The sequence below is a fragment of the Halorussus limi genome, assembly GCF_023238205.1.
Classification (GTDB): Archaea; Halobacteriota; Halobacteria; order Halobacteriales; family Haladaptataceae; genus Halorussus; species Halorussus limi.
On record NZ_CP096659.1, the window covers coordinates 2,162,760 to 2,188,634 of the forward strand.

The 25,875-nt window shown below is 68.6% G+C and carries 25 protein-coding genes and 1 pseudogene; 12 read left to right on the plus strand and 14 right to left on the minus strand.

Annotation, left to right across the window (positions count from 1 at the left end):
• The first annotated feature begins 97 nt into the window (after positions 1-97).
• The 4 genes from M0R89_RS11140 to M0R89_RS11155 all read left to right on the plus strand — a co-directional run bounded on the left by M0R89_RS11140 (position 98) and on the right by M0R89_RS11155 (position 3,688).
• Positions 98-880, plus strand: coding sequence for a DUF7388 family protein (locus M0R89_RS11140; protein WP_248649160.1), 783 nt, complete (start codon positions 98-100; stop codon positions 878-880).
• Between the two features lie 64 nt (positions 881-944).
• A complete protein-coding gene (locus M0R89_RS11145; protein ID WP_248649161.1) occupies positions 945-1,667 on the plus strand; it encodes a fumarylacetoacetate hydrolase family protein in 723 nt (240 codons plus the stop codon).
• A gap of 105 nt (positions 1,668-1,772) precedes the next feature.
• Positions 1,773-2,543: a creatininase family protein gene (locus tag M0R89_RS11150; RefSeq protein WP_248649162.1), complete on the plus strand. Its 771-nt coding sequence runs from the start codon at positions 1,773-1,775 to the stop codon at positions 2,541-2,543.
• Complete coding sequence (locus tag M0R89_RS11155; RefSeq protein ID WP_248649163.1) at positions 2,540-3,688, plus strand: NAD(P)/FAD-dependent oxidoreductase; 1,149 nt, start codon at positions 2,540-2,542, stop codon at positions 3,686-3,688. The genes M0R89_RS11150 and M0R89_RS11155 overlap by 4 nt, the downstream gene beginning before the upstream one ends.
• 3 nt (positions 3,689-3,691) lie before the next feature.
• Here M0R89_RS11155 and M0R89_RS11160 read toward each other — a convergent pair whose 3' ends face one another.
• The 4 genes and pseudogenes from M0R89_RS11160 to M0R89_RS11175 form a co-directional block, all read right to left on the minus strand.
• Positions 3,692-5,818, minus strand: coding sequence for a beta-glucosidase family protein (locus M0R89_RS11160; RefSeq protein WP_248649164.1), 2,127 nt, complete (start codon positions 5,816-5,818; stop codon positions 3,692-3,694).
• Between the two features lie 125 nt (positions 5,819-5,943).
• A pseudogene (locus M0R89_RS11165) lies at positions 5,944-6,351 on the minus strand (Hsp20 family protein); the annotation flags it as partial.
• Complete coding sequence (locus M0R89_RS11170) at positions 6,348-6,506, minus strand: DUF7559 family protein (RefSeq protein WP_248649165.1); 159 nt, start codon at positions 6,504-6,506, stop codon at positions 6,348-6,350. The pseudogene M0R89_RS11165 and the gene M0R89_RS11170, both read right to left, overlap by 4 nt.
• A 73-nt stretch (positions 6,507-6,579) precedes the next feature.
• Complete coding sequence (locus M0R89_RS11175) at positions 6,580-8,046, minus strand: hypothetical protein (RefSeq protein ID WP_248649166.1); 1,467 nt, start codon at positions 8,044-8,046, stop codon at positions 6,580-6,582.
• Between the two features lie 317 nt (positions 8,047-8,363).
• On the opposite strand from M0R89_RS11175, the gene M0R89_RS11180 reads away from it, so the two are divergent.
• Positions 8,364-10,091, plus strand: coding sequence for a radical SAM protein (locus tag M0R89_RS11180; RefSeq protein ID WP_248649167.1), 1,728 nt, complete (start codon positions 8,364-8,366; stop codon positions 10,089-10,091).
• Positions 10,092-10,115: 24 nt separating this feature from the next.
• Here the strand turns inward: M0R89_RS11180 and M0R89_RS11185 are convergent, their stop codons facing one another.
• A complete protein-coding gene (locus M0R89_RS11185) occupies positions 10,116-10,736 on the minus strand; it encodes a DUF106 domain-containing protein (RefSeq protein ID WP_248649168.1) in 621 nt (206 codons plus the stop codon).
• A gap of 379 nt (positions 10,737-11,115) precedes the next feature.
• Between M0R89_RS11185 and M0R89_RS11190 the strand changes: the two genes are divergently transcribed.
• Complete coding sequence (locus M0R89_RS11190; RefSeq protein WP_248649169.1) at positions 11,116-11,541, plus strand: TRAM domain-containing protein; 426 nt, start codon at positions 11,116-11,118, stop codon at positions 11,539-11,541.
• A 267-nt stretch (positions 11,542-11,808) separates the two neighbouring features.
• Here M0R89_RS11190 and M0R89_RS11195 read toward each other — a convergent pair whose 3' ends face one another.
• From M0R89_RS11195 to M0R89_RS11205, 3 genes are all read right to left on the minus strand, one after another.
• A complete protein-coding gene (locus M0R89_RS11195; protein ID WP_248649170.1) occupies positions 11,809-12,636 on the minus strand; it encodes a YkgJ family cysteine cluster protein in 828 nt (275 codons plus the stop codon).
• A gap of 103 nt (positions 12,637-12,739) precedes the next feature.
• Positions 12,740-13,516, minus strand: a complete 777-nt coding sequence (locus tag M0R89_RS11200; protein ID WP_248649171.1) for an MBL fold metallo-hydrolase — start codon at positions 13,514-13,516, stop codon at positions 12,740-12,742.
• A gap of 63 nt (positions 13,517-13,579) precedes the next feature.
• Positions 13,580-13,849 (minus strand): MarR family transcriptional regulator, encoded by a 270-nt coding sequence (locus tag M0R89_RS11205; protein ID WP_248649172.1) that lies wholly within the window; start codon positions 13,847-13,849, stop codon positions 13,580-13,582.
• 151 nt (positions 13,850-14,000) lie between these two features.
• Between M0R89_RS11205 and M0R89_RS11210 the strand changes: the two genes are divergently transcribed.
• Positions 14,001-14,405, plus strand: a complete 405-nt coding sequence (locus tag M0R89_RS11210; protein ID WP_248649173.1) for a PPOX class F420-dependent oxidoreductase — start codon at positions 14,001-14,003, stop codon at positions 14,403-14,405.
• A gap of 3 nt (positions 14,406-14,408) precedes the next feature.
• On the opposite strand, the gene M0R89_RS11215 is transcribed toward M0R89_RS11210, so the two are convergent.
• Positions 14,409-14,570, minus strand: coding sequence for a hypothetical protein (locus tag M0R89_RS11215; protein ID WP_248649174.1), 162 nt, complete (start codon positions 14,568-14,570; stop codon positions 14,409-14,411).
• A gap of 126 nt (positions 14,571-14,696) precedes the next feature.
• Between M0R89_RS11215 and M0R89_RS11220 the strand changes: the two genes are divergently transcribed.
• The 3 genes from M0R89_RS11220 to M0R89_RS11230 all read left to right on the plus strand — a co-directional run bounded on the left by M0R89_RS11220 (position 14,697) and on the right by M0R89_RS11230 (position 17,050).
• Positions 14,697-15,404 carry a class I SAM-dependent methyltransferase gene (locus M0R89_RS11220; RefSeq protein WP_248652263.1) on the plus strand — a complete coding sequence of 236 codons (708 nt, stop codon included), beginning with the start codon at positions 14,697-14,699 and terminating at the stop codon, positions 15,402-15,404.
• Between the two features lie 131 nt (positions 15,405-15,535).
• On the plus strand, positions 15,536-16,489 hold the full coding sequence (locus M0R89_RS11225; RefSeq protein ID WP_248649175.1) for a glycosyltransferase family 2 protein: 954 nt from the start codon (positions 15,536-15,538) through the stop codon (positions 16,487-16,489).
• A gap of 168 nt (positions 16,490-16,657) precedes the next feature.
• Positions 16,658-17,050: a DUF7344 domain-containing protein gene (locus tag M0R89_RS11230; RefSeq protein WP_248649176.1), complete on the plus strand. Its 393-nt coding sequence runs from the start codon at positions 16,658-16,660 to the stop codon at positions 17,048-17,050.
• Here the strand turns inward: M0R89_RS11230 and M0R89_RS11235 are convergent.
• The 3 genes from M0R89_RS11235 to katG all read right to left on the minus strand — a co-directional run bounded on the left by M0R89_RS11235 (position 17,047) and on the right by katG (position 20,739).
• Complete coding sequence (locus M0R89_RS11235; RefSeq protein WP_248649177.1) at positions 17,047-17,502, minus strand: DUF7344 domain-containing protein; 456 nt, start codon at positions 17,500-17,502, stop codon at positions 17,047-17,049. The two genes, M0R89_RS11230 and M0R89_RS11235, sit on opposite strands and share 4 nt — an antisense overlap.
• Before the next feature lie 138 nt (positions 17,503-17,640).
• Complete coding sequence (locus M0R89_RS11240; RefSeq protein WP_248649178.1) at positions 17,641-18,465, minus strand: amidohydrolase family protein; 825 nt, start codon at positions 18,463-18,465, stop codon at positions 17,641-17,643.
• A gap of 147 nt (positions 18,466-18,612) precedes the next feature.
• A complete protein-coding gene (gene katG, locus M0R89_RS11245) occupies positions 18,613-20,739 on the minus strand; it encodes a catalase/peroxidase HPI (RefSeq protein WP_248649179.1) in 2,127 nt (708 codons plus the stop codon).
• Positions 20,740-21,081: 342 nt separating this feature from the next.
• Here katG and thsA point away from each other — a divergent pair, with 342 nt between their 5' ends.
• Positions 21,082-22,644 (plus strand): thermosome subunit alpha, encoded by a 1,563-nt coding sequence (gene thsA / locus M0R89_RS11250; RefSeq protein ID WP_248652264.1) that lies wholly within the window; start codon positions 21,082-21,084, stop codon positions 22,642-22,644.
• A 24-nt stretch (positions 22,645-22,668) separates the two neighbouring features.
• Here thsA and M0R89_RS11255 read toward each other — a convergent pair whose 3' ends face one another.
• Both M0R89_RS11255 and M0R89_RS11260 read right to left on the minus strand, forming a co-directional pair.
• Positions 22,669-23,754 (minus strand): SDR family oxidoreductase, encoded by a 1,086-nt coding sequence (locus tag M0R89_RS11255; protein ID WP_248649180.1) that lies wholly within the window; start codon positions 23,752-23,754, stop codon positions 22,669-22,671.
• 205 nt (positions 23,755-23,959) lie between these two features.
• A complete protein-coding gene (locus tag M0R89_RS11260) occupies positions 23,960-24,751 on the minus strand; it encodes a GHMP family kinase ATP-binding protein (RefSeq protein WP_248649181.1) in 792 nt (263 codons plus the stop codon).
• Positions 24,752-24,857: 106 nt separating this feature from the next.
• Between M0R89_RS11260 and M0R89_RS11265 the strand changes: the two genes are divergently transcribed.
• Positions 24,858-25,871 (plus strand): zinc-binding dehydrogenase, encoded by a 1,014-nt coding sequence (locus M0R89_RS11265; RefSeq protein WP_248649182.1) that lies wholly within the window; start codon positions 24,858-24,860, stop codon positions 25,869-25,871.
• The last annotated feature ends 4 nt before the right edge of the window (positions 25,872-25,875 follow it).

Here is a 25,875-nt window from a genome sequence, read left to right on the forward strand (position 1 = left end):
GGGTACGAGTGGCTACATGGTCGCACAGACGATGGATCGCGTTCCGCACGAGCAGTAGAGTACGACGACGAGTAACTGTTACTGGAGGTGTTCGCGCATGCTAACTACTGGCGAGACTATCGCCGAGACTGGATTGGACGCCGCCGCGCTCAAGCCCGCGGAGTGCGACGTGTCGCGCGCGGCCGAGTTACCCTTCGAGACGGTGGCCATCGACTACGAGGGGCGCGAACACCTGCCGGACGCCGAGACGCTGGCAGGTCTCGCGGAGGAGTTGGAGGTCCGCCTGACCACGCCCGTCAGAGCCGAGGGGTTCGACCCGCTCGGCGACGACTCGGGGTACGACCGCGTCCCCGACGAAGTCCAGCGGGTCGCCGTGGCCGGGCACGCGGCCTACCTCTCAGAGGACGAACGCCGGAAGGCGGTCGCGCCCAGACTCCGGGCAGCGGTCGAGCGCGACCCCGCGGCGTGGGTCGGCACCGAGGGCGTCGAGCGCCTCGCGCTGGCGACCGGTGCCACCCAGTTTGAACTCCTCTCGCGAACCACCGAGCGCGACCTGCGAGCGCTCAGGGCCGCCGGATTCGACGGCGAACTCGCGGTGTACGCGCCCACCGTCCTCACCGACGACGACGACGCGGTGTTGGACGCGGTGGGCGCGTACGCCGCCCGGCGCGGCCCCGTGGCGAGCGCGCTCCCCGAGGGCGCGGCCACGGACCGAACCGCGACCGGCCGAGCGCGAGAGGTCCTCTCGGCCGCGAGTCGGGACTACGCGCTGGTCGGGTCGCCCGCGGCGGTCGGCGAACGCGTCGCCGACCTGAAGGAGGCGGGCGCCGACCTCGTGGTCGGCTACCCCGCCCGCGGCGTCGAGGAGTTCGCGAACTGACGCCCGCCGACCGCCGGCGTTCCGGAGTCGGTATCTCTTTCCCGCTCAGTTCCGAACCCCGACTATGCGACTCGCACGCCTGCTGACGCCGGAGGGACCGGTCTCGGGCCGCTACGAGGACGGTACCGTTCGAACCGACGACGGCACCTACGAGGTCGGCCGCGACGGGCGACTGCTCCCGCCGTGCGAACCGACCGCGCTGTACTGCGTCGGCCGGAACTACGCCGAGACGCTCGACCAGATGGAGTACGAGCGCCCCGAGGAACCGGACTTCTTCGTCAAGCCGCCGGCCTCCCTGATCGCCCACGACCGGCCGATTCCGTACCCGTCGTTCACCGACGAACTCACCTACGCGGGCGAGTTGGCGGCCGTCGTCGACGAACGGTGCCGGAATCTCGATCCCGAGGAAGTCCCCGAAGTCGTCCGCGGGTACACCGTGATGAACGACGTGGACGCGCTCGACCAGCAGGGCCGGACCGCCCGGAAGGCGTTCGACGCCTCGGGACCGCTCGGCCCGTGGGTCGAGACCGACGTCGACCCGACCGGCATCGACATGTGGACCGACGTGTCGGGCGAGCGCCGACAGGAGGCCAACACCGAACTGATGCTGTTCGACCCCTACGAAATCGTCTCGTACCTCTCCGAGCGGTTCACGCTCCGTCCGGGCGACGTGGTCGCGTTCGGCAGTCCCGCGAACCCGGGACTGGTCGAACCCGGCGACGAGGTCGAAATCACCTACGAGGGCGTCGGCACCCTCCGGAACGAAGTCGTCGGACGAGAACGGTAGCGCCGTTCCGGACTCCGAGCGAGAACTCCGAGAGGACCGACTCGACAACTGTCGCCCTTTTCCGGCGGGCACACCTCTAAGTGCCCGCTGGCCTTTCTCCCCGCCATGAGTCGCACGTATCTCCACGAACACACTACGACCACGGCGGCCGACGCCTTCGACGACGCGTCGGTCGCGGTTCTCCCGACCGGTAGCGTCGAACAGCACGGCCCCGCGCTCCCGCTCGGTACCGACTTCCTCGCGGCCCGGGCGGTCGCCGAGACGGTCGCCGACCACCCCGATGCCGTCGTCTTCCCGCCGATTCCGGTCGGCGTCAGCGCCCACCACCGCCAGTTCGACGGGACGCTCTGGACCGACCCCGAAACCTTCGAGCGCTACGTCGCCGACATCGTGGCGAGCGCGGCCCACCACGGACTCGAGAAGGCAGTCATCGTCAACGGCCACGGCGGAAACTCCGGAGCGCTCCGGCGGGCGGCCCGCGGTCTGCGCGACGAAGAGGTCGCGTTCGCCGCGCCGTGGAACTGGTGGTCGAACCTCGACGCCCTCATCGAGGAGGAACTCGACACCTCGCTGGGCCACGCCGACGCGGTCGAGACCAGCGTGATGCTCGCCGTCGCGGAGGACCTCGTCCGCGAGTCGGCGCTCCGGGCCGCCGAGGACGAGGGCGGCGACTCGTGGGGCAAGTCGGTCCGCGGCGCGTCGGTCGGCTTCGACGCCATCGACTTCACCGAGAGCGGCGCGGTCGGCGAACCCACCGAGGGGTCCCGCGAGGTCGGCGAGAAACTGCTCGACCACGCGAGCGACGACCTCGCCGCGCTCGTAGAGTGGGTGGCCGAGCAGGACCTCGAATCGCTCTGGCCCCGGGGTCACAAATGACCGGCGGGGACGAGCGAGCGACCCGAGTCGCAGTCGTCGGCGGCGGCGCGGTCGGCGTCACCGCGGCCTACGACCTCGCCCGGCGGGGCGCGTCGGTCGTCGTCTACGAGAAGGACGAAATCGCGGGCGGAAGCACCGGCCGGGCCGCGGGCGTCCTCTACGACGCCTTCGCCTCGCCGGAGGACGCCCGCGTCGGCGACCGAGCGATGGCGCGCTTCCGGGAGTTCTCCGGCGAGGGCGACTTCGAGTTCCGCGAGAACCCGTACGTCTGGTTCGCCCACGAGGGCGACGAGCGCCGCGCAGCGGCCATCCGCGAGCAGGTACCCCGGATGCGAGACGCCGGCCGGGCCGTCGCGATCGCAGACCCCGAAGACCTCCGGGAGCGGTTCCCCGCGGCGGACTGGTCGGACGCGGGCGTCGCGGCCGTCGCCGAGAACGCGGGCCACACCGACTCCGAGAGCTACGCCCGCCTGCTCGCTCGGAAGGCGGAGGAAGCGGGCGCGGAGATTCGGACCGACACCGAGGTCCGACTCGACGCCGACGACCGCCGAGTGCGCCCCGTCGGAGAGGAAGACGCCTCGGAGTCGTTCGACGCGATACTGGTCGCCGCGGGCGCTCACACCAAGCGCCTGCTCGCTATCGCTGGGATTCCGGTCGCGCTCAAACCCTACCGCGTGCAGGCGCTGACCGCGGGGTTCGACGCCGAGCGCCGGGCCGACCTCCCGATGTGCTACGACGCGACTGCGGGCTACTACCTCCGGCCCCACCCGGAGGGCCTGCTCGCGGGCGACGGCACCGAAGAAGTAGAGAGCGACCCCGACGACTGGACCCGCGACGCCGACCGGGAGTTCTGCGAGATGACCTGCGAGCGACTCGGTCGCCGACTCGGCGAGTTCGGCGCGGTCCGGGAGGCGTGGGCCGGACTCTGCGTGGCGACGCCCGACCGCGACCCCCTGCTCGGGGAGTTGCGCGACGGCCTGTTCGTCGCCGCCGGGTGGCAGGGCCACGGATTCATGCGCTCCCCGGCGCTGGGCGAGGCGGCCGCCGAGGCCGTCCTCGGCGAGAACCCCCTGCCGGAGTTCGCCCCGACCCGGTTCGACGGCGACGAGGAGTTCGAGGTGGTCGAGGGCATGACCGTCGAGTGACGCCTACCGCTCGGTCTCGACCGTCGCTCGAACGTCTCGCGACGACCGACCGACCTCGACGGTGTAGGTCCCCTCGTCGGTGACCCACCCGTCGTCGGGGTCGTAGCGGGCGAACGCCCGGTCGTCGAGGTCGATTTCTACCGTTCGGCTCTCGCCGGGGTCGAGTCCGACCGCGGCGGTGCCGGCGAGTTCCCGAACTGGTCGCTCGACGCCCTCCGGGGCCGCAGGCGGGCGGACGTACGCCTGCACCACTTCTCGACCGGGGCGCTCGGCGCAGTTCTCGACGGTGACGCGGACCGCGTCGCCGAGCGACTCCGCGTCCCGGTACCGGAACTCCGCATAGGAGTCCCCGTGGCCGAACGGGTAGGTCGGTTCGACGTCCGCGGCGTCGAAGTGCCGATACCCGACGAAAAGCCCTTCCGCGTACTCGACCGTGTCGTCAACGCCCGGATACTGGGTTTCGTCGGTCGCGGGGAACGCTTCTTCGGGGCCGAAGGTGACCGGGAGGCGTCCGCCGGGGTCGCGGTCGCCGTACAGCACGTCGGCGAGCGCGTCACCGTGGGCCTGCCCGGGGTACCACGCCGCGAGCAGGGCCTCGACGTCGTCGTGCCACGGCAGTTCCACCGGCCCGCTGGAGTTGACGACGACGACCGTCCGCTCGGTCGCGTCGGCGACTGCCTCGACCAGTTCGTCCTGTCGACCGGGGAGTTCGAGGGTCTCGCGGTCGCGGGCCTCGGTGGTGGCGTCGCGCACGACAACCACGGCGACGTCGGCGTCCTCAGCGGCCGCGACCGCCTCGTCTATCGAGGGGTCCGGGGTCGTCTCCGCGTCCCCGCCCGCCTCGTCGGAGTCGTCTATGTAGGGAAGCAGGTCGAACAGCGAGACGTCCTCGATTTCGGGGACGCCGCGCGCGACGGTCACCTCGCCGTCGGCGCGAGCGTCGATTCCCTCCGCGGGGGCGACCGACCGGAACGGGGTCGTCTCCGACGACCCGCCGCCGCCGACTGTCGCCTCGCGAACGTTCGGTCCGATTAGTGCGACGTCGGTTCCGTCGTCCAGCGGCAGGACGTCGTCGTTCTCGAGCAGGACCGTCCCGCGGGCCGCGATTCGTTCCGCGAGGTCGCGGTGGGCGGGCGTGTCGATAGCCCCGTCGTCTCGGTCGCCGTCGAGCAGTCCGATTCGCTCCATCTGGCCGAGGACTCGCGCCGCCATGTCGTCGAGTCGGTCGGCGGAGACCGCTCCGTCGTCGATGGCCTCGGCCAGCGGTTCGCCGAAGAGGCCCGCCTTCGTCGGGTCCGGGATGCCGTCGAGCGACGACACGTCGGCGGCGTCCGGCGACGCGTCGCCGCCGTCGTCCGCCTCGCGGATGGCGGCCGGGGAGACGCCCGGCATCTCCAGGTCGAGTCCGGCGTTCGCCGCGCCGACGGTACTCTCGACCCCGTACCAGTCGGAGACGACGTACCCCTCGAACCCCCACTCGCCTTTGAGAACCTCCGAGACCAGTTCGCGGTGGTCGCTCAGGTGGGTGCCGTTCACCCTGTTGTAGGCGGTCATCACCGACCCGACGCCGGCGTCCACGGCCGCGCGGAACGCCGGGAGGTAGAGTTCGCGGAGCGTCCGCTCGTCCACCTCGGCGCTGACCCGCGTGCGGTTGGACTCCTGATTGTTGGCGACGTAGTGTTTCACCGTCGCGACCACGTCCTCGTCGTGAATCCCCTCGACGACGCCCGCGGTGAGGTCGGCCGCCAGTTGCGGGTCTTCGGAGAAGTACTCGAAGTTGCGGCCGCAGTGGGGCACGCGGACGAGGTTCGCGCCCGGCGCGAGCAGCGCGTCTTGATTGTGGGCCTTCGCCTCGCGGGCCATCGCCGCGCCCTGTTCGCGCGCCAGTTCGGGGTCGAACGTCGCCGCCAGCGCGAGCGAGGCCGGGAACGCCGTCGCGCGCTCTCCCTCGGCGCGCACGCCCAGCGGTCCGTCGACCAGTCTGAACTCGGGGACGTCGAGGCGCTCGACGCCGGGCAAGTACCCCGTCGCCGTTCTCTCGGGGTCCGCGGCGCCGCTGACCAGTCGGAACTTCTCGTCGCGAGTGAGTTCGTCGAGCAGACGCTCGACTCGGTCGGTCGTATCGCTCATACCGAACGGTCGAGCGTCTGACGGTTAGGTGTTCGTGTAGGAGCAAAAACGGAAAGCGCCCGCCGGTGTCGAACGTCCGTCGCGTCGAGTCCGAGAGCGGGGAACCGCGCGCCGGCCTACGCCTCGACGGACTCCGCGACGGAGTCGTCGGTCGATTCGGCGCGCTTGGGTACGCGGACTCGGAGCGTTCCGTTCTCGGTCAGGGTCGCCGACGCCTCCTCGGCCTCGACCGCGGCGTCGGCGGGCAGGTCGGCCTTCCCGTCGAGCGATAGCCCCCGACCCGGGAACAGCATCTCGAACCCCCCGTAGAAGTCCCGAAACCGGTCGATGCGGACGTGGACCGCGCCGTCGGCGTACCGGACCTGCACGTCGCTGCCGGTCGCGCCCGGCGCGTCGAACACCACGAGGTAGGCGTCGTCGCTCTCCAGCAGGTCCACGGGGAGGGGCTTGGACTCCTGAACTTTGCTCGCGGCCCGGCCGACGCGCTGGAGGACCGCGTTTCCGACCGACTGGCCGATTTCTCGCAGGGTCATAGCTCGATTTCTCGGAGGCAATCGGTTCCGCCGCAGTAGGGGCACTGGAAGTCCGAGACCCCCACGTCGTCGGGCATGTCGTAGGTGTAATGCATCTCGAACATGTCCATCTCGCACTCGTCGTTCGTACACTTCACTTCGAGCGTCGCGGGCATAGCCGAATCTTACGGCGCGGTGACTATAAACGCGAGGGCTTCGGCGATTCTGGGTCGGTCGTCCGCCGTCGGGTCAGTCGTCCCCGTCGCGACCCTTCCCGCGACCACGTCCTCGCCCGGGGTTGTCGTCGTTTCCGTGACCGTTCCCGTTTCCGTGACCTTTTCCGCCCCCGTGGCCCTTTCCGTTTCCGCGCCCGTGGTCGCTCTCGGTATCCTCCGCTCCGTCCTCGTCTGACTCCTCCCCACCGCTCTCGTCGTGGTCTTCCGCCCGCTCGTCGTCCTCTTTGCGCTCGGCCTCTTTCTCCCCGTCTCCGTCCTCGCCGTGCTTGCTGTCACCGTCCTCGTCGTCACCGTCTCCCTCGTCTCTGTCGCCGTTCTCGTCCTCCTCGTTGTCGTCACCGTCGCCCCGCGGAACCAGTTCCACGTCGGCGACGCAGACGACCTCCCGGCCGCTCTCGGTTTCGCCGGTCAGTTCCACCTCGTCGGTGTCCCAGTCGATGCCGGTCGCGTCCAGTCGGAAGTGGAGTTTCAGGTCCGCGCGGCCGTCGGCGTCGGTCCGGATTCGCTTCACCGGGCCCGCGGCGCTCGGTCCGAACTCGACGCTCCCGCGGGCCACGCGGGTCGCGTCGAACTCGTCGGTCGAGCGGACCACGACCGGGAGGCGGCCGTGGCTCCGGGGGTTCACCTTGCCGGGGAGTATCTCCAACTCGGCGTGAATCGGGTCGGAGGACTGCTCCTCGTCGGCGTCTTCGGTCGTCTCTTCCGTCGTCGTTTCTTCGGTCGTCTCGGTCCGCGTCGCCGTGGTCGTCGCCGCGCCGCAGGTTCCCGCCCGAATCGTGAGTGGTTGGTCCATCGCCAGCGAGAATCGGTCGGGGTCGCTCCGGTCGCCCGAGAGGACCTGCCACTCGGTGAGTTCGCCCTCGTAGGGGTTTCCGTAGAGGGCGGCGTTCTCGTTGAAACGCGGGTCGATGGTCACGGTGAAGTCGTCGCCGAGCGGTCGGAGCGCCCCGCCGTCGGACCGGCCGCTGGCCCACGTCCAATCGACGGTCCACCCCGCGTCGGTCCGGGTGAACTCGTCGTAGTTGGTCGGGGCGTCGTAGTCGTCGTCGCCGACGACCCACGCGGTGGTGCCGGGGGTAGCCACTCGGAGGTCGAACGTCACCGCGCCGCCGGAGGTGCCGTCGTTCAGTTTGTCGTGGACGACGACCAGACTCAGTCCCTCGGGGCCGTCGTAGAGGAAGCAGACGCTGGTCTCGGGGCGCTGGAGGTCGGTCGTACCGTAGGAACTGTAGGCTTCCCCGGACGGCGCCGTGTGCGGCGTCCGGTAGTCGTAGAAGGATTCGACGGTCTCGTCGCCCGAGAGCGGCGTTATCGGGACGCACCGGTCGCCCTGCTCGACGACGTACTGGGTCGCGTCGAGCGTGCCCGTTTCACGGGCGAACGAACTGCGCGCCAGACCGACGCCGCCGACACCGGTCGCCAGCGCCGCGAGGACGCCGCGTCGTTCGATACCGTCGCGAGAGGAGTCTCGTTCGGACATGCCAATCGTCGACCGTTCGTTGGACCGAACCGGCCATTGTTCCGGGGCGCCTACTGTCGCACGCCGAACACGTGGCATTCCACGGGCCGAGCGGCGTCAAACGGGTCCGGAGATGAACTCGCGTGAACGGCGCGAACAGTGACTTTAGGCTCCGTACAACGCCGGCGAGCAACCCAGTCTACGCCGGGCGTGACGGCGTCGTCGGCCGACCGCGCCGGGGAATCGACCTGTGGTCGGCAGTCGATTCCCGGCGCGCGACCGGGCCACTTTCGCCCCGTGTAGTCACCGTTTTACCCGTCGAGAGGCAACCGTGGTCTATGACCGACCTCGCGGACCTCGACGTGACCCTCGTGGACGGGTACGTCGACGAACCGGCCCACTTCGGCGTCCCGCCGTACATCTCGACGTACCCCCGGTACACCGCCGGGGCCATCGTGGACGCGGGCGTTCCGGCGGAGAACGTCACGTACCACACCATCGACGAGTTGCGGGACGACTCCGGGAAGTGGCGCGACGTGGAGGACGCCGACCTGTTCGTCTACATCGGCGGAATGACCGTGCCGGGAAAGTACGTCGGCGGCACCCCCGCCGAACCCGACGAAGTGCGCAAGATGGCGTGGACCGCGCAGGGGACCAGTCTGATGGGCGGCCCCGTCAAGTTCGGCGTCGGCGACGAGAACGCCGGTGCGACCGAGACCGAGCGCGACGACCTCGACTTCGACTTCGTGGCGAAAGGCGACGTGGAAGCCGCGGCCTACGACCTGCTGGAGAGCGGGTTGGAGGGGTTCAACAACCGGATGCGCGACAACGAGGAGATAGACCGGTGGGCCGCCGACGGCGCGTTCGTCATCGAACAGCACCCCAACCACCCCGACTACCTCATCTGCGAGATGGAGACCTCGCGGGGGTGTCCCTACCGGTGTTCGTTCTGCACGGAACCGCTGTACGGCAACCCGTCGTTCCGGCGGCCCCCGTCCGTCGTCAGCGAAGTCCAGACGCTCTACGAGCGCGGAGCGAGGCACTTCCGACTCGGGCGACAGGCCGACATCCTCGCCTACGGCGGCGACGGCGAGAAACCCAACCCCGACGCGCTTCGCGACCTCTACGGCGGGATTCGGGAGGTCGCGCCCGACATCGAGACGCTCCACCTCGACAACATGAACCCCATCACGGTGGTCGAGTGGCCCGAGTTGGCCCGGGAGGGCATCCGAGTCATCGCCGAACACAACACCCCGGGCGACACCGCCGCCTTCGGCCTCGAATCGGCCGACCCGCGCGTGCAGGAGGAGAACAACCTCAACGTGACCGCCGAGGAGTGCTTCGAGGCGGTCAAAATCGTCAACGAGGAGGCCGGGTGGCGACCCGGCGAGGACCCCGCCGACGCGCCCACCCACGGCCGAGACGCCGCGAACCGCCTCCCGAAGCTCCTGCCCGGCATCAACCTGCTCCACGGACTGAAGGGCGAGCGCGAGGAGACGTTCGACCACAACAAGGAGTTCCTGAACCGGGTGTACGACGAGGGGCTGATGCTGCGGCGGGTCAACATCCGGCAGGTCATGGCCTTCGACGGCACGGAGATGAGCGACGTCGGCGCGGACATCGCCAAGGATCACAAGAAGCTGTTCAAGCAGTACAAGACCGAGGTCCGCGAGGACATCGACAACCCGATGCTCCAGCGCCTCGCCCCGGCGGGCACGATTCTGCCCGACGTTCACCTCGAATACCACGAGGGCGGCAGGACGTTCGGCCGCCAACTCGGGACCTACCCCCTGCTGGTCGGGATTCCGGGCGAGCGAGAACTCGGCCAGACCGTGGACGTGGCGGTGGTAGACCACGGCTATCGCTCGGTGACGGGCGTGGTCCATCCGCTCGACCTCAACAGCGCGACGATGGACGAACTCACCGCGATTCCGGGTCTCGGAAAACAGCGCGCCGGAAACGTCATCGTGAACCGGCCCTACGACTCGCCCGCGGACCTCGACGCCGACGTGGGCGTGGACCTGACGGCGTTCACCACCGCGGAACGGCCGGAAGGCGCGGACTGAGGGCGGCGCGGGGCGTCCGAATACTCACGCGAGTCGCGCGACTGCTTTTCGGGCGAGGAGACCGGTCGAGAGCGAACAGCCGACGTACCACGCGAGCCAGACCTTGAGCGGGCCGACCAGCGTCGCGGTCCACGCGACGTGACCGACGAGCGGGAGCGCGAACGCCGCCGGGGCGACGGCGACGCTCGGGGCGACGAACACCCAGCGAAGCCACAGGAACACCGGGACCGAGACGAGCATGCTCCACACCGCTGGCCGGAGTTGCGTCTTCATCGCGGCGAGGTACTCGCCGGTGAGGTCCCGCTGTTCCGCTCGAAGTTCCTCGACGGCGTCCTCGTCGTCGCGCTCGCGGGTGGACTCCAACCGGTCGCGCAGGTCCGACATGCGCTCCTGAAGACGTTCCATGCGCTCGCGATTCCGTAGCTTCGTCTGGAGGACGGCCGACGAGAGACCGGTCGTTCCCGCGAGCAGCAGTATCAGCACCGAGAACGGCAGGATGGTCGTGGCCGGGCCGAGCATCGCGTGCATCGCCCCGCCGACGGTCTGCTGTATCGGCGTCACGTAGTAGCCCGCCATGAGCGCCAGTGCGACCAGTCCGGCGAGTTTGTCGTAACCGGTCCACTCCCGCGACGAATCGGTAGCCATACTATCACCTCGTAGGTCGGAGCGTATCAATGTTAGCCCGTTCACACGTCTGGCGAGGTTCGAAACGATGCGAAGACCGCGCGAAACGACCGTCGAACGGGGGAGACGAGGTGAACTCCGAATCCACCGCGAGCGGTCCGGCGATTCCAACCACACGCAGTCCACCGCGGACGGGACGACACCCGAGCGGGGAGTCGGGAGGCTCCGAAGTCCTCCCGAGCGAAGCGCGACGAAACTGAGGCGGTGGTGACGGTCTCGAACCGGGCTTTCGCCGCGAACGGGGACCAGAGAGCGACTCGCCGCCGCACGCGCAGGAAACTACCGTTGAGTAAAATTCTTTACGCGCTGACCACTTGGCTTCGAACGGAGGTATATAGCCTTGGAGATCTCTGACAAACTCCTGTGTCTGTTCAGTGCTGACGTAACTATCGAAGACGACAAGTACGTCGTCGAAGTACCGCGTCGAGAAATCGAAACCGGGTCGGTAGAACCGGGCGAGACCTACCGCGTCGCGCTCATCTCGGACGACTCCGACTCCGCTCAGCAGTCCGAGTCGAAGTCCCAGTCCCAGTCGCAGTCCGAGAGCGGCGGCGCACCGTCCGAACCGCAACCCCCCGTCGAGGAGGGCGAAGTGCGCTACGTCGAAGTCGAGGACATCGGCAAGCAGGGCGACGGCATCGCCCGCGTCGAGCGCGGCTACGTCATCATCGTCCCCGACGCCGAAATCGGCGAGCGCGTCAAGGTCGAGATTACGGAAGTCAAGTCCAACTTCGCTGTCGGCGAAATCATCGAAGAAGACTTCTAAGCCGACTCTTTTTACCGCAGGACGGTCGCCGACACCGGCGGCTCTCCCCGACGCGTGACCGGCCGGTCCGCGTCCTCCCGGTACTCTCTCGCTCGCAACGAGCGGTGACCGGTCGGAGCTGGAGACAACTACAGCTATGTTTTAACTATATAGAGTAGATCTAAAGAACGGTTTACCAATCTTTCGTGGTACGCCCGCAAGTGCCCGCCCGCGCAGACCTTCGCGCGGCCACACTCGCAGTCCTTCGCACGGCCCTGCCCGCGGTGCTTACCCGTCGTAGACCGACCCGTCGGGGCGCTTCGCTCCCTCCGAGTCGTGGACGACGACGCCTTCGTCGGGGTGAGCGGGTTCGTACTCGTCGCGGACCCCAATTGCTTCCTCCAGTTCTCGGACCGCCCGCTCCTTGAGCGCCGCCGCGAGGTCCTCGGCGTCCTCCCGCGAGATATCTCTGCCCAACCCCTCGCACTCGTGGGCGCGGACCACGCCCTCCTCGTCTACTGCCTCGCCCATCGGTTGACTCGTCCCGCCGAGCGCGACGGAAAACGGGTAGGTCCGGCAGATGAGCGGTCGGTCGTCGTGGACCGTGCAGGCGCCCGTGCCGTCTGCTCCGACGGCTTCGCCGTCTCCGTGAGGCGACTCCGTCGCCTCTCCCTCCTCGTAAAAGACGCAATCGCCGCAGGCGTCGGTCTGGAGCGCCCACTCGAACGTCTCGCCGGTGGGTTCGGTTCCGGACGACTCGTCGGCCGCGCCGTCACCGCCGTCGAGACCGTAGGGCATCGGCCGGGCCACGTCGCGCCAGTCGTAGTCGGTGGCGTCCTGCAACGCCCGGACCTCGTCGGGGAAGACGGTGGCCGTGTGCGGTTCGTCGGCTTCGGCGTCTGGCGACGCCGCCGTCTGCTCGCGGCTATCGCCGCTCGCACGGTCCGAGGGACGCTCCGCGTCGCTCGCTACTCGGCCGTCCGCGGAGTCCGGTTCCGCGCTCTTACAGCACGCGCCACACCGGGTACACTCGAAACCGATGGTCTCGATGGCGTCCGCGAGGTCGTCGGTGTCGAGGTCCCGGGCGCGCTCCAGTTCCGATTCGAGACTCTGCACATCCGGAGGTGGGGTCTCGCGAGCAAAAGGGTGTTTATCGGGGCGCGACTCCGGAGCGAACCTCCCCGCCGACTCGCTACGAACCGCCCGTCGGCCGCCGCCGCTACGCGTCGGCGTCCGCCGCGTTCGCTCGCTGGCCGTCCCACGAGACCTTCCCCTCGACGGCCAACTTCTCGAGGTGCGCGGCGGTCGTGGTTCGCGCGAGGTCCCGGACGCCGGAGAGGTCCTTGTCGTAGGCTGCGTCGAGAATTTCGTCCAGCGTGGTCGCGCCACCGCGGACCGCCGCGAGAACCGTCGCCTCGCGGTCGAGTCGGTGGCGGAGCAGGCGCTCGATTTCGGCCCGCGGGTCGTCGATAGCGGGACCGTGGCCGGGGTAGAGTCGGTCCGGGTTCCGTGCGTAGAGTCGCCGCAGCGAGGTGAGGTAGGCCCGCACGTCGCCCTCGTCCGCGCCGACGACCACGCTCCCGGCCGAGACGACGAGGTCGCCGGTCAGCATCGCACCGTCTGCCGCGAGCGCGACGTGGTCGGGCGCGTGGCCCGGCGTCTCCACGACCGTCGCGCCGGCGACGGTCGTCCCCTCGCGGAAGGTCCGGTCGGGCGCGACGCCGGTGGCGCGCTCGAATCGTCGCTCTCGGCCCGCGCGCGCCCAGACGGTCGCGTCGCACGACTCAGCGTAGTGAGCGACTCCGCCCACGTGGTCGGGGTGGGCGTGCGTGACGAGGACGTGTTCGACCGACGCCGACGCGACCGCGGCGTCGAGGTCGTCGGTTCGGCCCGCCGGGTCCACCAGAATCGCCTCCTCGTCGCCGACGACGTAGGCGTTGGTCGCCCCGGTCGGCGCGAGCGTCTGGGTCGGGACCGAGACCTGCCGGATGTCCATGTCGGACCGGAGGTGCGCCAGCGAGAAAAGTGTCGGTGAGTCTACTGCGAGGCGGAGACGTCGTCAGCGGTCGAGGAAGTAGACCTGCTTGCGGGCGTCCTGAAAGCTGTAGCGCGAGTCCACGAGGTCCTCCTCTTCGAGGCGGTTCAGGGCGTAGCGTACCGTACGGTCGGGCAGCAGCGACTCCTCGGCGAGTTGGCCCTGCGAGAGGGGCGCGTCGGTCTCCAGCACCTTGGCGACCAACTTGGCGCTCGGGGGGAGTTCGCGCAGGCGTTCGCGGAAGTCGTCAGATAACTGTTCGGCGACGGGTGACTCGTCCGTGGTCGTGCTCATACCTACCTCACTCCGGAAGAGACGGGTAAATGTTGGCTATATGTTTATCAGTACACTCTATACTCCTTAAGGACATATTATGTCACCTTAAATGAGTTTCGTCCGTAGCGAGGCGGCAAAACCTACGTCGGGCGAACACGTTGCGTGCGGCATGGAGTCGATTCCCGAGGCGTTCCGCGACCTGTTCGAACGCGAGACGTTCGCCAACTTCGCCACCCTGATGCCCGGGGGCACCCCGCAGGTGACGCCAGTTTGGATAGACCGCGACGACGAGGGGCACCTGCTGGTCAACACCGCGCGCGGTCGCCGGAAGACGAAGAACGTCGAGCGCGACCCCAAGGTCGGCGTCTGCGTGATGGACCCCGACGACCCCTACCGGTACGTCTCGGTCCGAGGCGAGGTCGTCGAAGTCACCGAGGACGGCGCTGTCGAACACATCGACGAACTCGCGCGCCGCTACATGGACGTCGAGGAGTATCCCAACCACGGCGAGGAGGCCGGTCCGCGCGTCATCGTTCGAATTCGACCTGACCGCGTCGTCACCAGCGGTGAGTAAGCGCTACTCGCGCGGGCCGTCGGTCCCCGGGTCGTCGCCGTGGCGGTTGTACCGGCCGAGCGGAAACTTGCAGTCCGGACAGTGGACGACGACGAAGCGGCCTCGCTCGTGTCGAACGAGGTCCGCGGCGTCGAGGGGGCGTCCGCATCGCTTGCAGGTCGTCATTCGTCTCCTCGCGTGCAGCACGGTGGCGAGGAGCAAAGAACTTCGCCCCGTCGCGCGAAGCGGTCAGTCGCGAGACGGTTCCAATACCGTTTTAGTCCCCCCGCGGACTACATGGAGACGAGAAGCGTGAAAGGAGCGGAGTGGTACCAGGCCGACGAAGTCGCCGAGGAGTACGAAGACAAGCGATTCTCCCGCGGCGGGCGTCTCATCGACCGCCGGGAGAAACAGGCCGTCCTCGACGCCATCGGCCCGCTGGAAGACCAGAACGTGCTAGAGATAGCCTGCGGGACCGGCAGGTTCACCGTCATGCTGGCCGAACGCGGGGCCGACATCGTCGGTCTGGACATCTCGGCGGCGATGCTCCAGCAGGGCCGCCAGAAGGCCCGGAACGCCGGGGTCGCCGACCACCTCGAGTTCATGCGCGGCGACGCGGGTCGCCTCCCGTTCCCCGACGACCATTTCGACACCGTGTTCGCGATGCGATTTTTCCACCTCGCGGACACGCCCGCGACCTTCCTCTCGGAGATGCGTCGGGTCGCCAAGGAGCGGGTCGTCTTCGACACCTTCAACGCCCGGAGCACCCGGAGCGTCTACAACTGGTTGCTCCCGATGGGGTCGCACCTCTACTCGCGGGCCGACGTGGACAAACTGCTAGACGAGGCCGACCTCCACCTCGTGGACGCCGAACACGACTGGATACTCCCGTACGGTTTCTACCGGAAGATTCCGGGCGCTATCGCGGGCCAGATTCGGAACCTCGATACGTCCATCGGCGAGTCGCCCATCGGCGACTACTTCGCGTCGGTGTCCTACTGGAACACTCGCGTGGAGTGACTGGTCGGGTCTCGCTCGATGTGAGTCGGCGGACCTCGGGCGGAAGTACCGTCACAGACCTTTACGCGGAGTGACGATTCGGTGAACAGAGGCCGAACTGTTTTTAAGGCTCGGGCAGGAGATTCGGGGGTATGGAGCTATCCGTGGTGGTTCCGACGCTCAACGGTCGCGAGCGCCTCGCGTCGTGTCTCGACGCGCTCGCGGCCTACGCTCCCGACGCCGAAGTGGTCGTCGTCAACGGCCCCTCGGCCGACGGGACCACCGGGATGATACGAGAGCGCGACGACGTGGACGTGCTGATAGAGGTCTCCGACCGGAAACTCAACGTCGCGCGCAACGCCGGCCTCTCGACCGCCAGCGGCGACGCCATCGCGCTGGTCGGGCAGGACAACGCGGTCGAACCCACGTGGGCCGAGGGCGTCCGCGACGCACTCGCGGACGCCGACACCGACGCGGTGACCGGACCGGTCCACCGTTCGGTCCGGGCGGGCGTGACCGCCGAGACCGAGGAGTCGCGGACCATCGACGGGCGAGAGGTGACTTACTTCGAGGGCGGGAACGTCGCGTTCACTCGCGAGGCCATCGAAGCGGTGGACGGGTTCGACGAGTACCTCGTCACCGGCGGCGCGCGCGACTGCGCCCACCGACTCGCCGCCAACGACTACGAGGTGGCGTGGTCCCCGTCGGTCTGCGTGATTCACGACGACGCCGACGACGACGAGGACGACGACCGGGACTGGGGGTGGAAGTACCGCGCGCTGGCCTATCGACTCGTGAAGAACTACGGCCCGCGGCCCGGTGTCTTCGCGCGGACGTTCCGAGACGCGGTGTCCGACGCGGCGTCGAACGCGAGCGACGTGATTCGGGGCGAACAGACGCCGTCGGGATGGATCGGAAGCGGCAAGCGCGTGACCAAGAGCATCGCGGTCGGGTCCAAGGACGGTCTCTGGTCGCGTCTCAGAGACCGAAGCGACGCCAGAAACCCCAACGGACTCTCGGCCCGGGCCGACCGGGCGGTCGAACTGTACGACTGGCGGACCGCGCCCGAGACGGTCGACGACCCCGTCGAAGAACCGGAACAGTGACTCCGTCGCCGCTCGGGTCGGTCTTGGTCCGCTACTGACGACTCCGACAGGGCCGGTAGCACTGGCCGAGGAGTCGGCGTGAAACGGTTGCAACGGTACGAACAAAAATACAAAACGGTACGGGAACGAATCCTGCGTTTAAGTACAAGATAGTCGTACCGCTACTCGATGGTACGACAGGACAGGACAACTGTCAGCGAACGAATCGACCGTTCGTGCGATCTCCTCCGTAGCGCATACCGACGGCGCGTCATCTACGCTCTCCGACGAAGCGGTCCGGCGTCCGTCGGCGAACTCGCAGATGTCGTCACCGCCGCAGGTCTCGCGGACGACCGACAGCGCGCAGTGGCCTCGCTCGTCCACACCCACCTCCCGAAACTCTCGGAGGCCGACATCGTGGACTACGAAGACGCCGACGAGGTGGTGTCGCTCGCCGGCGGCGTCGAGGACCTCGAACCGTTTCTCGCGGTCGCCGCCGAACGCGAGGCGGACACCGACTATCTAACTTTTACCGGGCCCGCCGTCGCGTCGGACGCGGTCGCCCGATACATGCCCGATTAGTCGCCGTCGCGGGCCTCGATGCGCTCGTGCCACGTTTCGAGTCGTTCGCTTCCCCAGTAACGAACCTCCTGCCTACGGGCGTCGTAGTCGACCACGCCCGCGTCGACCAGTTTCGGGAGATGGATGTGGTGGAGCGTCGAGAGGACGTGACTTCGGCCGGGCCGCTCGCCGGTCCGCGCCGCCCTCCGCTCGACGAGGTGGTCGGCCAGTTCGTCCGCCGTCGCGGTCTGACGGGTCGCGTCCCGGAGGTAGGAGATGATCGCCCGCCGGTCGTGATTGGCGAGGAGTTCGAGCGTCGCGTCGAGCGAGAGCGTCACGCTCCCGACCGACTCGTCGGTCGATTCCTCGCGGTCGCTCCGGTCGCCGGAGTCCTCGTCTCGGTCGCCGTCCGTGCTCGCCTCCTCGTCACGGTCGTCGCCACCGTCGGTCCCGTTGTTCCCGTTGTCTGACATCCGGTTCCGCCCCGAGTACACATCGTCGGCTTGCACCTAATGGTTTCGCCCGGCGATGGCCGCGACGGCGTCGAGAGAGTCCGAGCGGTCGAGACGCGAACCGCCGGGCGAGTCGTCGGGGCGGAACTGTCGCCGAACTCAGAAGTCGTCGGGAAGCGAGTCGCCGAGGACCCGCCGAGCGTTCTTGTCGAACACCTTCCGCATCGCGTCCTCCGGCACGTCGAGGGTCAGAATCTCCATGACCGCCACGTTCGGGTGGGAACTCGGCGCGCCGCTCCCGAACAGCACGCGGTCGGGGTGTTCCATCACCGCGCGCTCCAGCAGGTCCCGGTACCGGACGTAACTCGTGTCGAGATAGCAGTTGTCGCACCGCTCCAGCAGGTCCACCGCGTCGGTCATCAGGTCGCGGTTCAGCGGGTGGCCGCCGAAGTGGGCCAGCACGACCGGGAACGACCGCGAGAGCAGGGTGTCCTCGGCGGCGGTCGGCGTGAACCCCTCGCCGCCGTGGACGAGGACCGGCAGGCCGACGTCCTCCAACTGGTCGAGGGTCTCGTCGTCGGGCAGTCCGTCCTCGGCCGGGTTGAGTTTGAACCCGTGGAACCGGTCGTCGTAGGCGTACTGTTCCACGTCCTCCGGCGAGGTGTGGTGGTCCTTCCGGCGCGCGGTGAGGTTCCGCAGGCGCGAGGAGGCCCGCTCGCCGGGGTCGCGCGGCCCGTTGATGCGGGCGAACGCGAGGAACGGCCGGTCCACGCTCCGGCGCGCGACGGCGTTGTTCGCGCTGACGTAGCTCCCGCCGTCGCGTTCGCCGGGGAACACGACCGACCGGACGACGCCCGCCTGATGCATTTCTCGCTCTAACCTGTCGGGACTGATTGCCCGCCCGCGGGTCTGGACGCCTCCGGCGTCTGCGTTGAGGCGCGCGTGCACGTCCACCACCCGAAAGCGATGCTCCAACTCCAGCATCGTATCGCCCTTCGGAACTACCCTATTTTTTAGTGTCGGTCGTGCGCCCGGCGCGTCGGAGTCGGGGCGAGTCGAAAAAACCGCGGCGAAAACCGGGAGAACGGTCGGAGAGAGAACGGCGAGAGGTCCCGCGAGACGCGAGCGGGATTACTCGAGGTCGAAGCGGTCGTTGGTCATGACCTTGTGCCACGCGTCGACGAAGTCCTCCACGAACTTGTCCTCCTCGGACGCGTAGACGTCCGCGATGGTCCGAAGCCGGGAGTTCGAGCCGAAAATCAGGTCCACGCGGCTTGCCTCCCACTCGACGTCGCCCGTCTCGCGGTCGCGCAGTTCGTAGACCTCACGTGACTCCGAAGCCTGCTTCCACTCGTAGTCCATGTCGAGCAGGTTGACGAAGAAGTCGTTGGTCAGCGTCCCCGGTTCGTCGGTGAAGACGCCGAGGTCCGAGTCCTGATAGTTCGCGCCCAGCGCGCGCATGCCGCCGACCAGGACGGTCATCTCGGAGGCCGTCAGGTCGAGCAGGTCGGCGTGGTCGACCAGCATCTCCTCGGCCGCGACGTCGTACTCGCCGCCGAAGTAGTTGCGGAACCCGTCGACCTCTGGCTTGAGCACCTCGAACGACTCCTCGTCGGTCTGCTCTTGGGTGGCGTCGGTGCGGCCGGGTTCGAACGGAATCTCGACGTCGTACCCGGCGTCCGCCGCGGCTTCCTCGACGGCCGCGTTGCCGCCCAGCACGATGAGGTCGGCGAGCGAGACGCGCACGTCGTCGTTTCGCGAGCCGTTGAACTCCTCCTGAATCGACTCGTAGGTCTCCAGCACCGCCTCTAGCTGGGCAGGTTCGTTGACTTCCCAGCTACGCTGGGGTTCGAGGCGGATGCGAGCGCCGTTGACGCCGCCGCGCTTGTCGCTGTCGCGGTAGGTCGCCGCCGCCGCCCACGCGGTCTTGACTAGCTGGGAGACCGACAGCTCCGAGTCGAGAATCTCGGCCTTGAGCTGTTGGGCCTCCTCGTCCCCGATGAGGTCGTAGTCGGCGTCGGGGAGCGGGTCCTGCCAGAGCATAGTCTCGTCCGGGACGTCCGGACCGAGGAACCGCTCGGGCGGGCCCATGTCGCGGTGGATGAGCTTGTACCACGCCCGAGCGAAGGCCTCGAGGAACTCCGGCGGGTTGTCGCGGAAGCCCTCGATTATCTCCCGGAACTCGGGGTCACGCTTGAGGGCGAGGTCCGTGGTCATCATCATCGGGGCGTGCTTCTCGGACGGGTCGTGGGCGTCCGGCACGGTGTCGTGGGCCTCCTCCTCGACCGGTTCCCACTGCTTGGCCCCGGCGGGGCTCTCGGTCAGTTCCCACTCGTAGTCGAGCAGGTTGTCGAGGTAGGAGGTGTCCCACATCGTCGGCCAGGCGTTCCACGCGCCCTCGATGCCGCTCGTGGTCGTGTCCGAGCCCTTGCCGGAGTCGGTCCAGCCGAGGCCCTGGTCCTCGATGGGAGCGGCCTCGGGTTCGGGACCCATGTCCGAATCGTCGGCGCCGTGGGACTTGCCGAACGTGTGCCCGCCCGCGATGAGCGCGGCCGTCTCCTCGTCGCTCATCGCCATGCGGCCGAACGCTTCGCGGATTCGGTCCGCAGACTGGAGCGGCTCCGGATTGCCGTTCGGACCCTCGGGGTCCACGTAGATGAGGCCCATCACGGTGGCGCCGAGGGGTTCCGCGAGTTCCCCGTCCTCGTCGATGCGCTGGTCCTGAGGCGCTTCCCACTCTTCCTCGGGCCCCCAGAAGACGGCCTCGTCGGGCTCGAACTCGTCCTCGCGTCCGCCGGCCCAGCCGAGCGTCTCCATGCCCATCGATTCGAGGGCGACGTTCCCGGCCAGAATAATCAGGTCGGCCCACGAGAGCTTGCGGCCGTACTTCTGCTTGATAGGTTCGAGCAGTCGGCGGGCCTTGTCGAGGTTCCCGTTGTCGGGCCAACTGTTGAGCGGGGCGAAGCGCTGGGTCCCGCCGGACGCGCCGCCGCGGCCGTCGACGGTGCGGTAGGTTCCGGCGGCGTGCCACGCCATCCGGATGAAGAAGGGTCCGTAGTGGCCGTAGTCGGCCGGCCACCAGTCCTGCGACGTCGTCATCAGGTCCTTGAGGTCGGCCTTCACCTCTTCGAGGTCGAGCTTCTGGAACTCCTCGGCGTAGTCGAAGTCCTCGCCGTACGGACCCACGTCTTCGGTGTTCTGGTCGAGGACGTCCAGGTTCAACTGGTTCGGCCACCACTCGTGGTTCCGTCCTCGCATTATCGGCTCACCCCCGAGATATCGTCGTTCGCGGTCAGCACGCGGTCGTCCGCACCGTGCTTAGAGATTTCTTCTGACATCTTCTGAACTCACTCATCCGAAGTGAGGGAACCGCTATTACAAAAAAGTCGTGGTATTCCCCTGACTTCGCTTGGTGAACGAGAAGACGATTTTCGATAAAGACAAAATCGGCGAGGCGTCACGCCACCCGGCCCTGCTCCCAGCGCGGAAATAACTCGGTGCCATCAGTATCCGGACGACCGGAGAAATATTTATATAGAAGTTTAAACATCTTTTAGACGGGGAAGCACTATGGCCGAATCACCATCCGGACAGCCACGCATGGGCGGACGACCGATGTTCGTCCTCTCGGAGGACACCGAACGAACGCAAGGCAGAGACGCCCAGTCGTCGAACATCGCCGCCGGAAAGGCGGTCAGCGAGTCCGTACGCACCACGCTCGGACCCCGTGGGATGGACAAGATGCTGGTGACAGACACCGGCGACGTGACCATCACCAACGACGGGGCGACCATCCTGAACACGATGGACATCGAACACCCCGCGGCCCAGATGATAGTCGAAGTCGCCGAGGCCCAGGAGGACGAGGTGGGCGACGGCACGACGACGGCCGCGGTCCTCGCGGGCGAACTGCTCTCGAAGGCCGAGAACCTGCTGGACGACGACGTCCACCCGACGACCATCGTGGAGGGGTACGCCGAGGCCCGCGACATCGCGCTCGACGCCATCGACGGACTCGTCCGCGACGACGAGTTGGACGACGAACTCCTGCGACACGTCGCGGAATCGAGCATGACCGGGAAGGGGACCGGCGACGTGACGACCGAGAAACTGGCCGAGGAGGTCGTCCGTGCGGTTCGCCACGTCGAAGGCGACGACGGCGTCGTCCGCGACGACGTTCGGGTCCACACGCAGACCGGCGGGTCGTCGTCGGCCACCGAACTCGTGGCTGGCGTCATCAGCGAGGCCGAACCGGTCCACGACAACGCGCCCCGCGAAGTCGAGGACGCCGCCATCGCGGTCGTGGACGAGAAGTTCGGCGTCCGCGAGGCCGAAATCGACGCCGAGTACAGCGTCGAGAGCGTCGACCAACTCACCGCCGCGATGGACGCCGAGGACCGCGAGTTGCGGGAGTACGCCGACGCTCTCGCCGACGCGGGCGTGGACGTGGTCTTCTCGACCGACTCCATCGACGACCGCCCGGCCGCCTACCTCGCGGACGCCGGCATCCTCGCGTTCGAGAGCGTGAGCGACGACGAGGCCGCCGCCGTCGCGTCGGCGACCGGCGCGAGTCGGACGAGCAAGGTCGCCGACATCGAGGACGCCGACCTCGGGCGCGCCGACGCCGTCCGCGTCCGGACGTTCGGCGACGACGATCTCGCGTTCGTGGAGGGCGGCGCGGCCGCGGAGGCGGTCACGATGCTCGTCCGGGGCGGCACGGAACACGTCGTGGACGAACTGGAGCGCGCCCTCTCGGACGCGCTCGACGTCGTAACTGCCGCGCTCGACTCCGGCGGCGTGGTCGCGGGCGCCGGCGCGACCGAAATCGTCGTCGCCGACCACGTCCGGGAGGAGGCCGCGAGCATCGAGGGCCGCAAGCAACTCGCGGTCGAGGCGTTCGCCGACGCGGTGGACGTTCTGCCCCGCACTCTCGCGGAGAACACCGGTATGGACCCCATCGACGGACTGGTCGACCTCCGGGCCGCGAACGACGACGAGGAGGGCCGGGCCGGTATCATCGCGACCGGTCAGCACGGCGAAATCGGCGACCCCGTGGAGGCGGGCGTCTTCGACCCCGCCGCGGTCAAGCGCGAGGCGTTCGAGTCGGCGACCGAGGCTGCGACGATGATAGCCCGCATCGACGACGTAATCTCGGCGGAGTGAGACCGAAATCGCGCGACTCCGTTCTCAGCGGCGAGTCCGCGGTGCGGTCCTGACCGTCCTCGTTTCCGATTCGTGTTCGCCGTCGCCGGATTCCGAGCTACGCCGCTTCGACCGATAGCGGCCGTACAGCGCCAGTCCGACCGCACCCAGACCCGCGAGCGCGAGACCGGTCAGGCTCCGCCGCTGTGAGGCCTCCGTGTAGGCGCTGGTCTCCGAGACGTGTCGGTCGTAGTCGCCGCGCTCTTCGAGGTCCCCGGTCGGACCGTCGAGGTTGTTCTCGTCCGAGCGCGCCGGGCGGTCCTTCTTCTGCATCGGGACGAACAGTTTCTCCATGATGGTGTCCATCAGACCGGCGGCGTAGTAGCCGAGCGCGGCCATGCCCTTGGCACCGCCGCCGACGTACACGTCCCGCTGCGGGTGTTCCGCGGCGTGGAGTATCGCCCGGGCAACCGTCTCGGGGGTGTAAATGGGCGGCGGTAGGGTCGCCTCCTCGTCCATGTAGTTCTTCGCGTGGTCCGGGTACGGCGTGTCGATGGACGCCGGTTTGACGAGCGTCACCGAGACGGGCGCGCCCTCCTGTTCCAGTTCCATGCGAAGCGCGTCGGTGAACCCCTTGACGGCGTGTTTGCTCGCCGAGTAGCTACCCTGAAGCGGGATGGCGCGGTCCGAGGCGACGCTCCCGATGTTGATTATCGCGCCGCCGCGCTCCTTCAGGAGGTCGGCGGCCTCCAGCGACCCGTAGAGCAGTCCCCAGACGTTGGTGTCGAACTGCTCGCGCATCTCCTCGACCGGCGTCTCCTCCAGTTTACCGTAGAGGAAGGCGCCGGCGACGTTGACCCACGTGTCGAATCCGCCGTAGGCGTCCCGGGCCGTCTCGGCGATTTCGCGCACGTCGTCGCGGTCGCTCACGTCGGCGACGACGTAGGTCGCCTCTCCGCCGGACTGCGTTATCTCGTCGGTCAGGTCCCGAAGCGCGTCCTCGCTCCGAGCGGCGAGAACGACCCGCGCGCCCCGGTCGGCGGCCATCCGCGCGGTCGTCAGGCCGATGCCCGACGACGCGCCGGTGATTACCATCACCTGCTCCTCGACGGGTTTCAGGTCCACGCTCATCGCGAATCCGCCCCGATGCCACCGCGTGGACTCGCGGAGGCGGAAACTGAACCGATTGTGCGCCTCTGTACTGGCGTGACGACGCCGATTTCTGTCCGTGTCATGGTTCGGTCTCGACCCCGTTGTCGGGGTTCCCTACGACACTCACGACGGTCTTAGTCTCGGTGGCAGACGAGTCGGCGACTCTCAGTGACAGAACGGGCGGTCACAGCAGTTTCGCGCCGTCGGGACACACCTCGGTCCGGTTCGGCAGGACGCCCTCGACGCCCACCGCGAACACCGTCTCGCCGACCATCGCCATGCTGGCGACTCCGCCCGCCGCCTCCACCTCGGCGACCGCCTCCCGGACCTCGTCGGTCGGCAGGTCGACGGCCTGCGCGAACGCCCACGAGTCGCGGGTCACGCGCGCCAGCGAGGGGTCGTCGGGAAGCGCGTCGAGAGTGGCCGACCCCTCGCGGGCGACGGCGGCCATCAGGTCGTCGTCGGCCAGCGCCTCCTCGGTCGCGATGGGACCGAACGAGGCGTACTCGACGGGCGTCTCGCGCTCGTACTTCCGGGGGTCGCCGCCGTCGCCGACGACCAGTCCGCCGCGGTTCTGGACGAACACGTCGCCGAGGCCGGTCCCGGCCTCGACCTCTGCACGGTGGGCCACCTCTACCAGTTGCTCGCGCGAGTAGTCCAGTCCGAACTCGGCGTTCGCGGCGAGTAGCGCGGCGAGGGTCGCGGCCCCGCTCGCGCCGAATCCCCGACCGATGGGAACCTCGGCGGTGAGGTCGGCGCGCGCCGGCACGTCCAACTCGCGGAGCGCCAGTTCCACCGGTTCGAAGTCGGTCGGTTCGCCGCCGACCGCGACGACCGGGTCGGCGTGCCGTCGCTCGGCGGGCGTCACGTCCGCGACCACGCCGTCGGCCACGGCCACGCTCGCGCCCTTCGACTGGTCTGCGGTCTCTGCGGGCGCGAAGACGGCGGTGACGCTTCCGGGGGCGAACGCTCTCATGGTCGGTGATTCGTCGGAATCCTTTTTGAACCCTCGGGACGCGGCGACCGGGCGCGGCCCCCATCGGCCGACGGACTTTCGCCCCTGAAGCCGAAATGACTCGGCCGTGACCGACACCATGCACGCGGTCGCCATCGAGGAGTTCGGCGACCCGGAGGTCTTCGAGGACCGCGAGTTCGACCGGCCCGACCCCGGCCCGGAGGAGGCGCTAGTCCGGGTCGAGGCGTCGAGCGTCAACCCCGTCGAGTACAAGATACGCGCCGGCGACCTGCCGCCGTTCGCGCCCGACTTCCCCGCCGTTCTGGGTTGTGACGCCGCGGGCGTCGTCGAGGCGGTCGGCGACGACGTGACGGCCTTCGAGGCGGGCGACGAGGTGTACGGCATGGTCGGGGGCGTCACCGGCGCGCAGGGGGCGTACGCCGAGTACGTGCCCGCTCACGCCGACCTGCTCGCGCCCGTCCCCGAGTCGCTGTCGTTCGCCGAGGCCGCGGCGCTCCCGGTCGTGGGTCTCACGGCGTGGGAGATGCTGGTCGACAAGGCCGACGCGGGCGAGGGCGACTCGACGCTCGTCTACGGCGGCGCGGGCGGCGTCGGCCACGTCGGCGTCCAACTGGCCGACTGGCTCGGCGCGGACGTGTACGCCACCGGTTCGACCGAGCGCAAGCGCGAGTTCGCCGCGGACCTCGGCGCGTCCGCGACCATCGACTACACCGCGACCGACACCGAGGAGTACGTCGCCGAGTACGCGGGCGGCGAGGGGTTCGACGTGGTGTTCGACCCGGTGGGCGACGACCACCTCCCGACCGCGTTCGAGGCGGTCGCGCCCTTCGAGCGGGTCGTCACCACCGAGTCGAGTTCGAGACAGGACCTCTCGGCGATGCACCAGAAGGCGCTCTCGCTCGGCGTGGTCCTCGTCATCCTGCCGGTCCTCCGCGGGCAGGGCCGCGAGCGCGTCGGCGAGCGCCTCCGGCGAATCAACGAGGTCGTCGAAGACGGCGGTCTCGAACCGGTGCTGGACGACGAGCGGTTCGAGTTGACCGCGGCGGGCGTCGCCGACGCCCACCGCTACGCCGAGGCGGGCGACCACGTCGGCAAGATTTCGCTCGTCAGCGAGCGGTAGGACC

Excerpts from the sequence above, each read along its gene's own strand:
- M0R89_RS11260 (WP_248649181.1), bottom strand. The coding sequence starts at position 24,751 with ATGAGAGCGTTCGCCCCCGGAAGCGTCACCGCCGTCTTCGCGCCCGCA.
- M0R89_RS11210 (WP_248649173.1), top strand. The coding sequence starts at position 14,001 with ATGGAGTCGATTCCCGAGGCGTTCCGCGACCTGTTCGAACGCGAGACG.
- M0R89_RS11255 (WP_248649180.1), bottom strand. The coding sequence starts at position 23,754 with ATGAGCGTGGACCTGAAACCCGTCGAGGAGCAGGTGATGGTAATCACC.
- M0R89_RS11215 (WP_248649174.1), bottom strand. The coding sequence starts at position 14,570 with ATGACGACCTGCAAGCGATGCGGACGCCCCCTCGACGCCGCGGACCTC.
- katG (WP_248649179.1), bottom strand. The coding sequence starts at position 20,739 with ATGCGAGGACGGAACCACGAGTGGTGGCCGAACCAGTTGAACCTGGAC.
- M0R89_RS11170 (WP_248649165.1), bottom strand. The coding sequence starts at position 6,506 with ATGCCCGCGACGCTCGAAGTGAAGTGTACGAACGACGAGTGCGAGATG.
- M0R89_RS11230 (WP_248649176.1), top strand. The coding sequence starts at position 16,658 with ATGGTACGACAGGACAGGACAACTGTCAGCGAACGAATCGACCGTTCG.
- M0R89_RS11200 (WP_248649171.1), bottom strand. The coding sequence starts at position 13,516 with ATGGACATCCGGCAGGTCTCGGTCCCGACCCAGACGCTCGCGCCGACC.
- M0R89_RS11145 (WP_248649161.1), top strand. The coding sequence starts at position 945 with ATGCGACTCGCACGCCTGCTGACGCCGGAGGGACCGGTCTCGGGCCGC.
- M0R89_RS11225 (WP_248649175.1), top strand. The coding sequence starts at position 15,536 with ATGGAGCTATCCGTGGTGGTTCCGACGCTCAACGGTCGCGAGCGCCTC.
- M0R89_RS11150 (WP_248649162.1), top strand. The coding sequence starts at position 1,773 with ATGAGTCGCACGTATCTCCACGAACACACTACGACCACGGCGGCCGAC.
- M0R89_RS11140 (WP_248649160.1), top strand. The coding sequence starts at position 98 with ATGCTAACTACTGGCGAGACTATCGCCGAGACTGGATTGGACGCCGCC.
- M0R89_RS11175 (WP_248649166.1), bottom strand. The coding sequence starts at position 8,046 with ATGTCCGAACGAGACTCCTCTCGCGACGGTATCGAACGACGCGGCGTC.
- thsA (WP_248652264.1), top strand. The coding sequence starts at position 21,082 with ATGGGCGGACGACCGATGTTCGTCCTCTCGGAGGACACCGAACGAACG.
- M0R89_RS11160 (WP_248649164.1), bottom strand. The coding sequence starts at position 5,818 with ATGAGCGATACGACCGACCGAGTCGAGCGTCTGCTCGACGAACTCACT.
- M0R89_RS11205 (WP_248649172.1), bottom strand. The coding sequence starts at position 13,849 with ATGAGCACGACCACGGACGAGTCACCCGTCGCCGAACAGTTATCTGAC.
- M0R89_RS11240 (WP_248649178.1), bottom strand. The coding sequence starts at position 18,465 with ATGCTGGAGTTGGAGCATCGCTTTCGGGTGGTGGACGTGCACGCGCGC.
- M0R89_RS11235 (WP_248649177.1), bottom strand. The coding sequence starts at position 17,502 with ATGTCAGACAACGGGAACAACGGGACCGACGGTGGCGACGACCGTGAC.
- M0R89_RS11180 (WP_248649167.1), top strand. The coding sequence starts at position 8,364 with ATGACCGACCTCGCGGACCTCGACGTGACCCTCGTGGACGGGTACGTC.
- M0R89_RS11185 (WP_248649168.1), bottom strand. The coding sequence starts at position 10,736 with ATGGCTACCGATTCGTCGCGGGAGTGGACCGGTTACGACAAACTCGCC.
- M0R89_RS11155 (WP_248649163.1), top strand. The coding sequence starts at position 2,540 with ATGACCGGCGGGGACGAGCGAGCGACCCGAGTCGCAGTCGTCGGCGGC.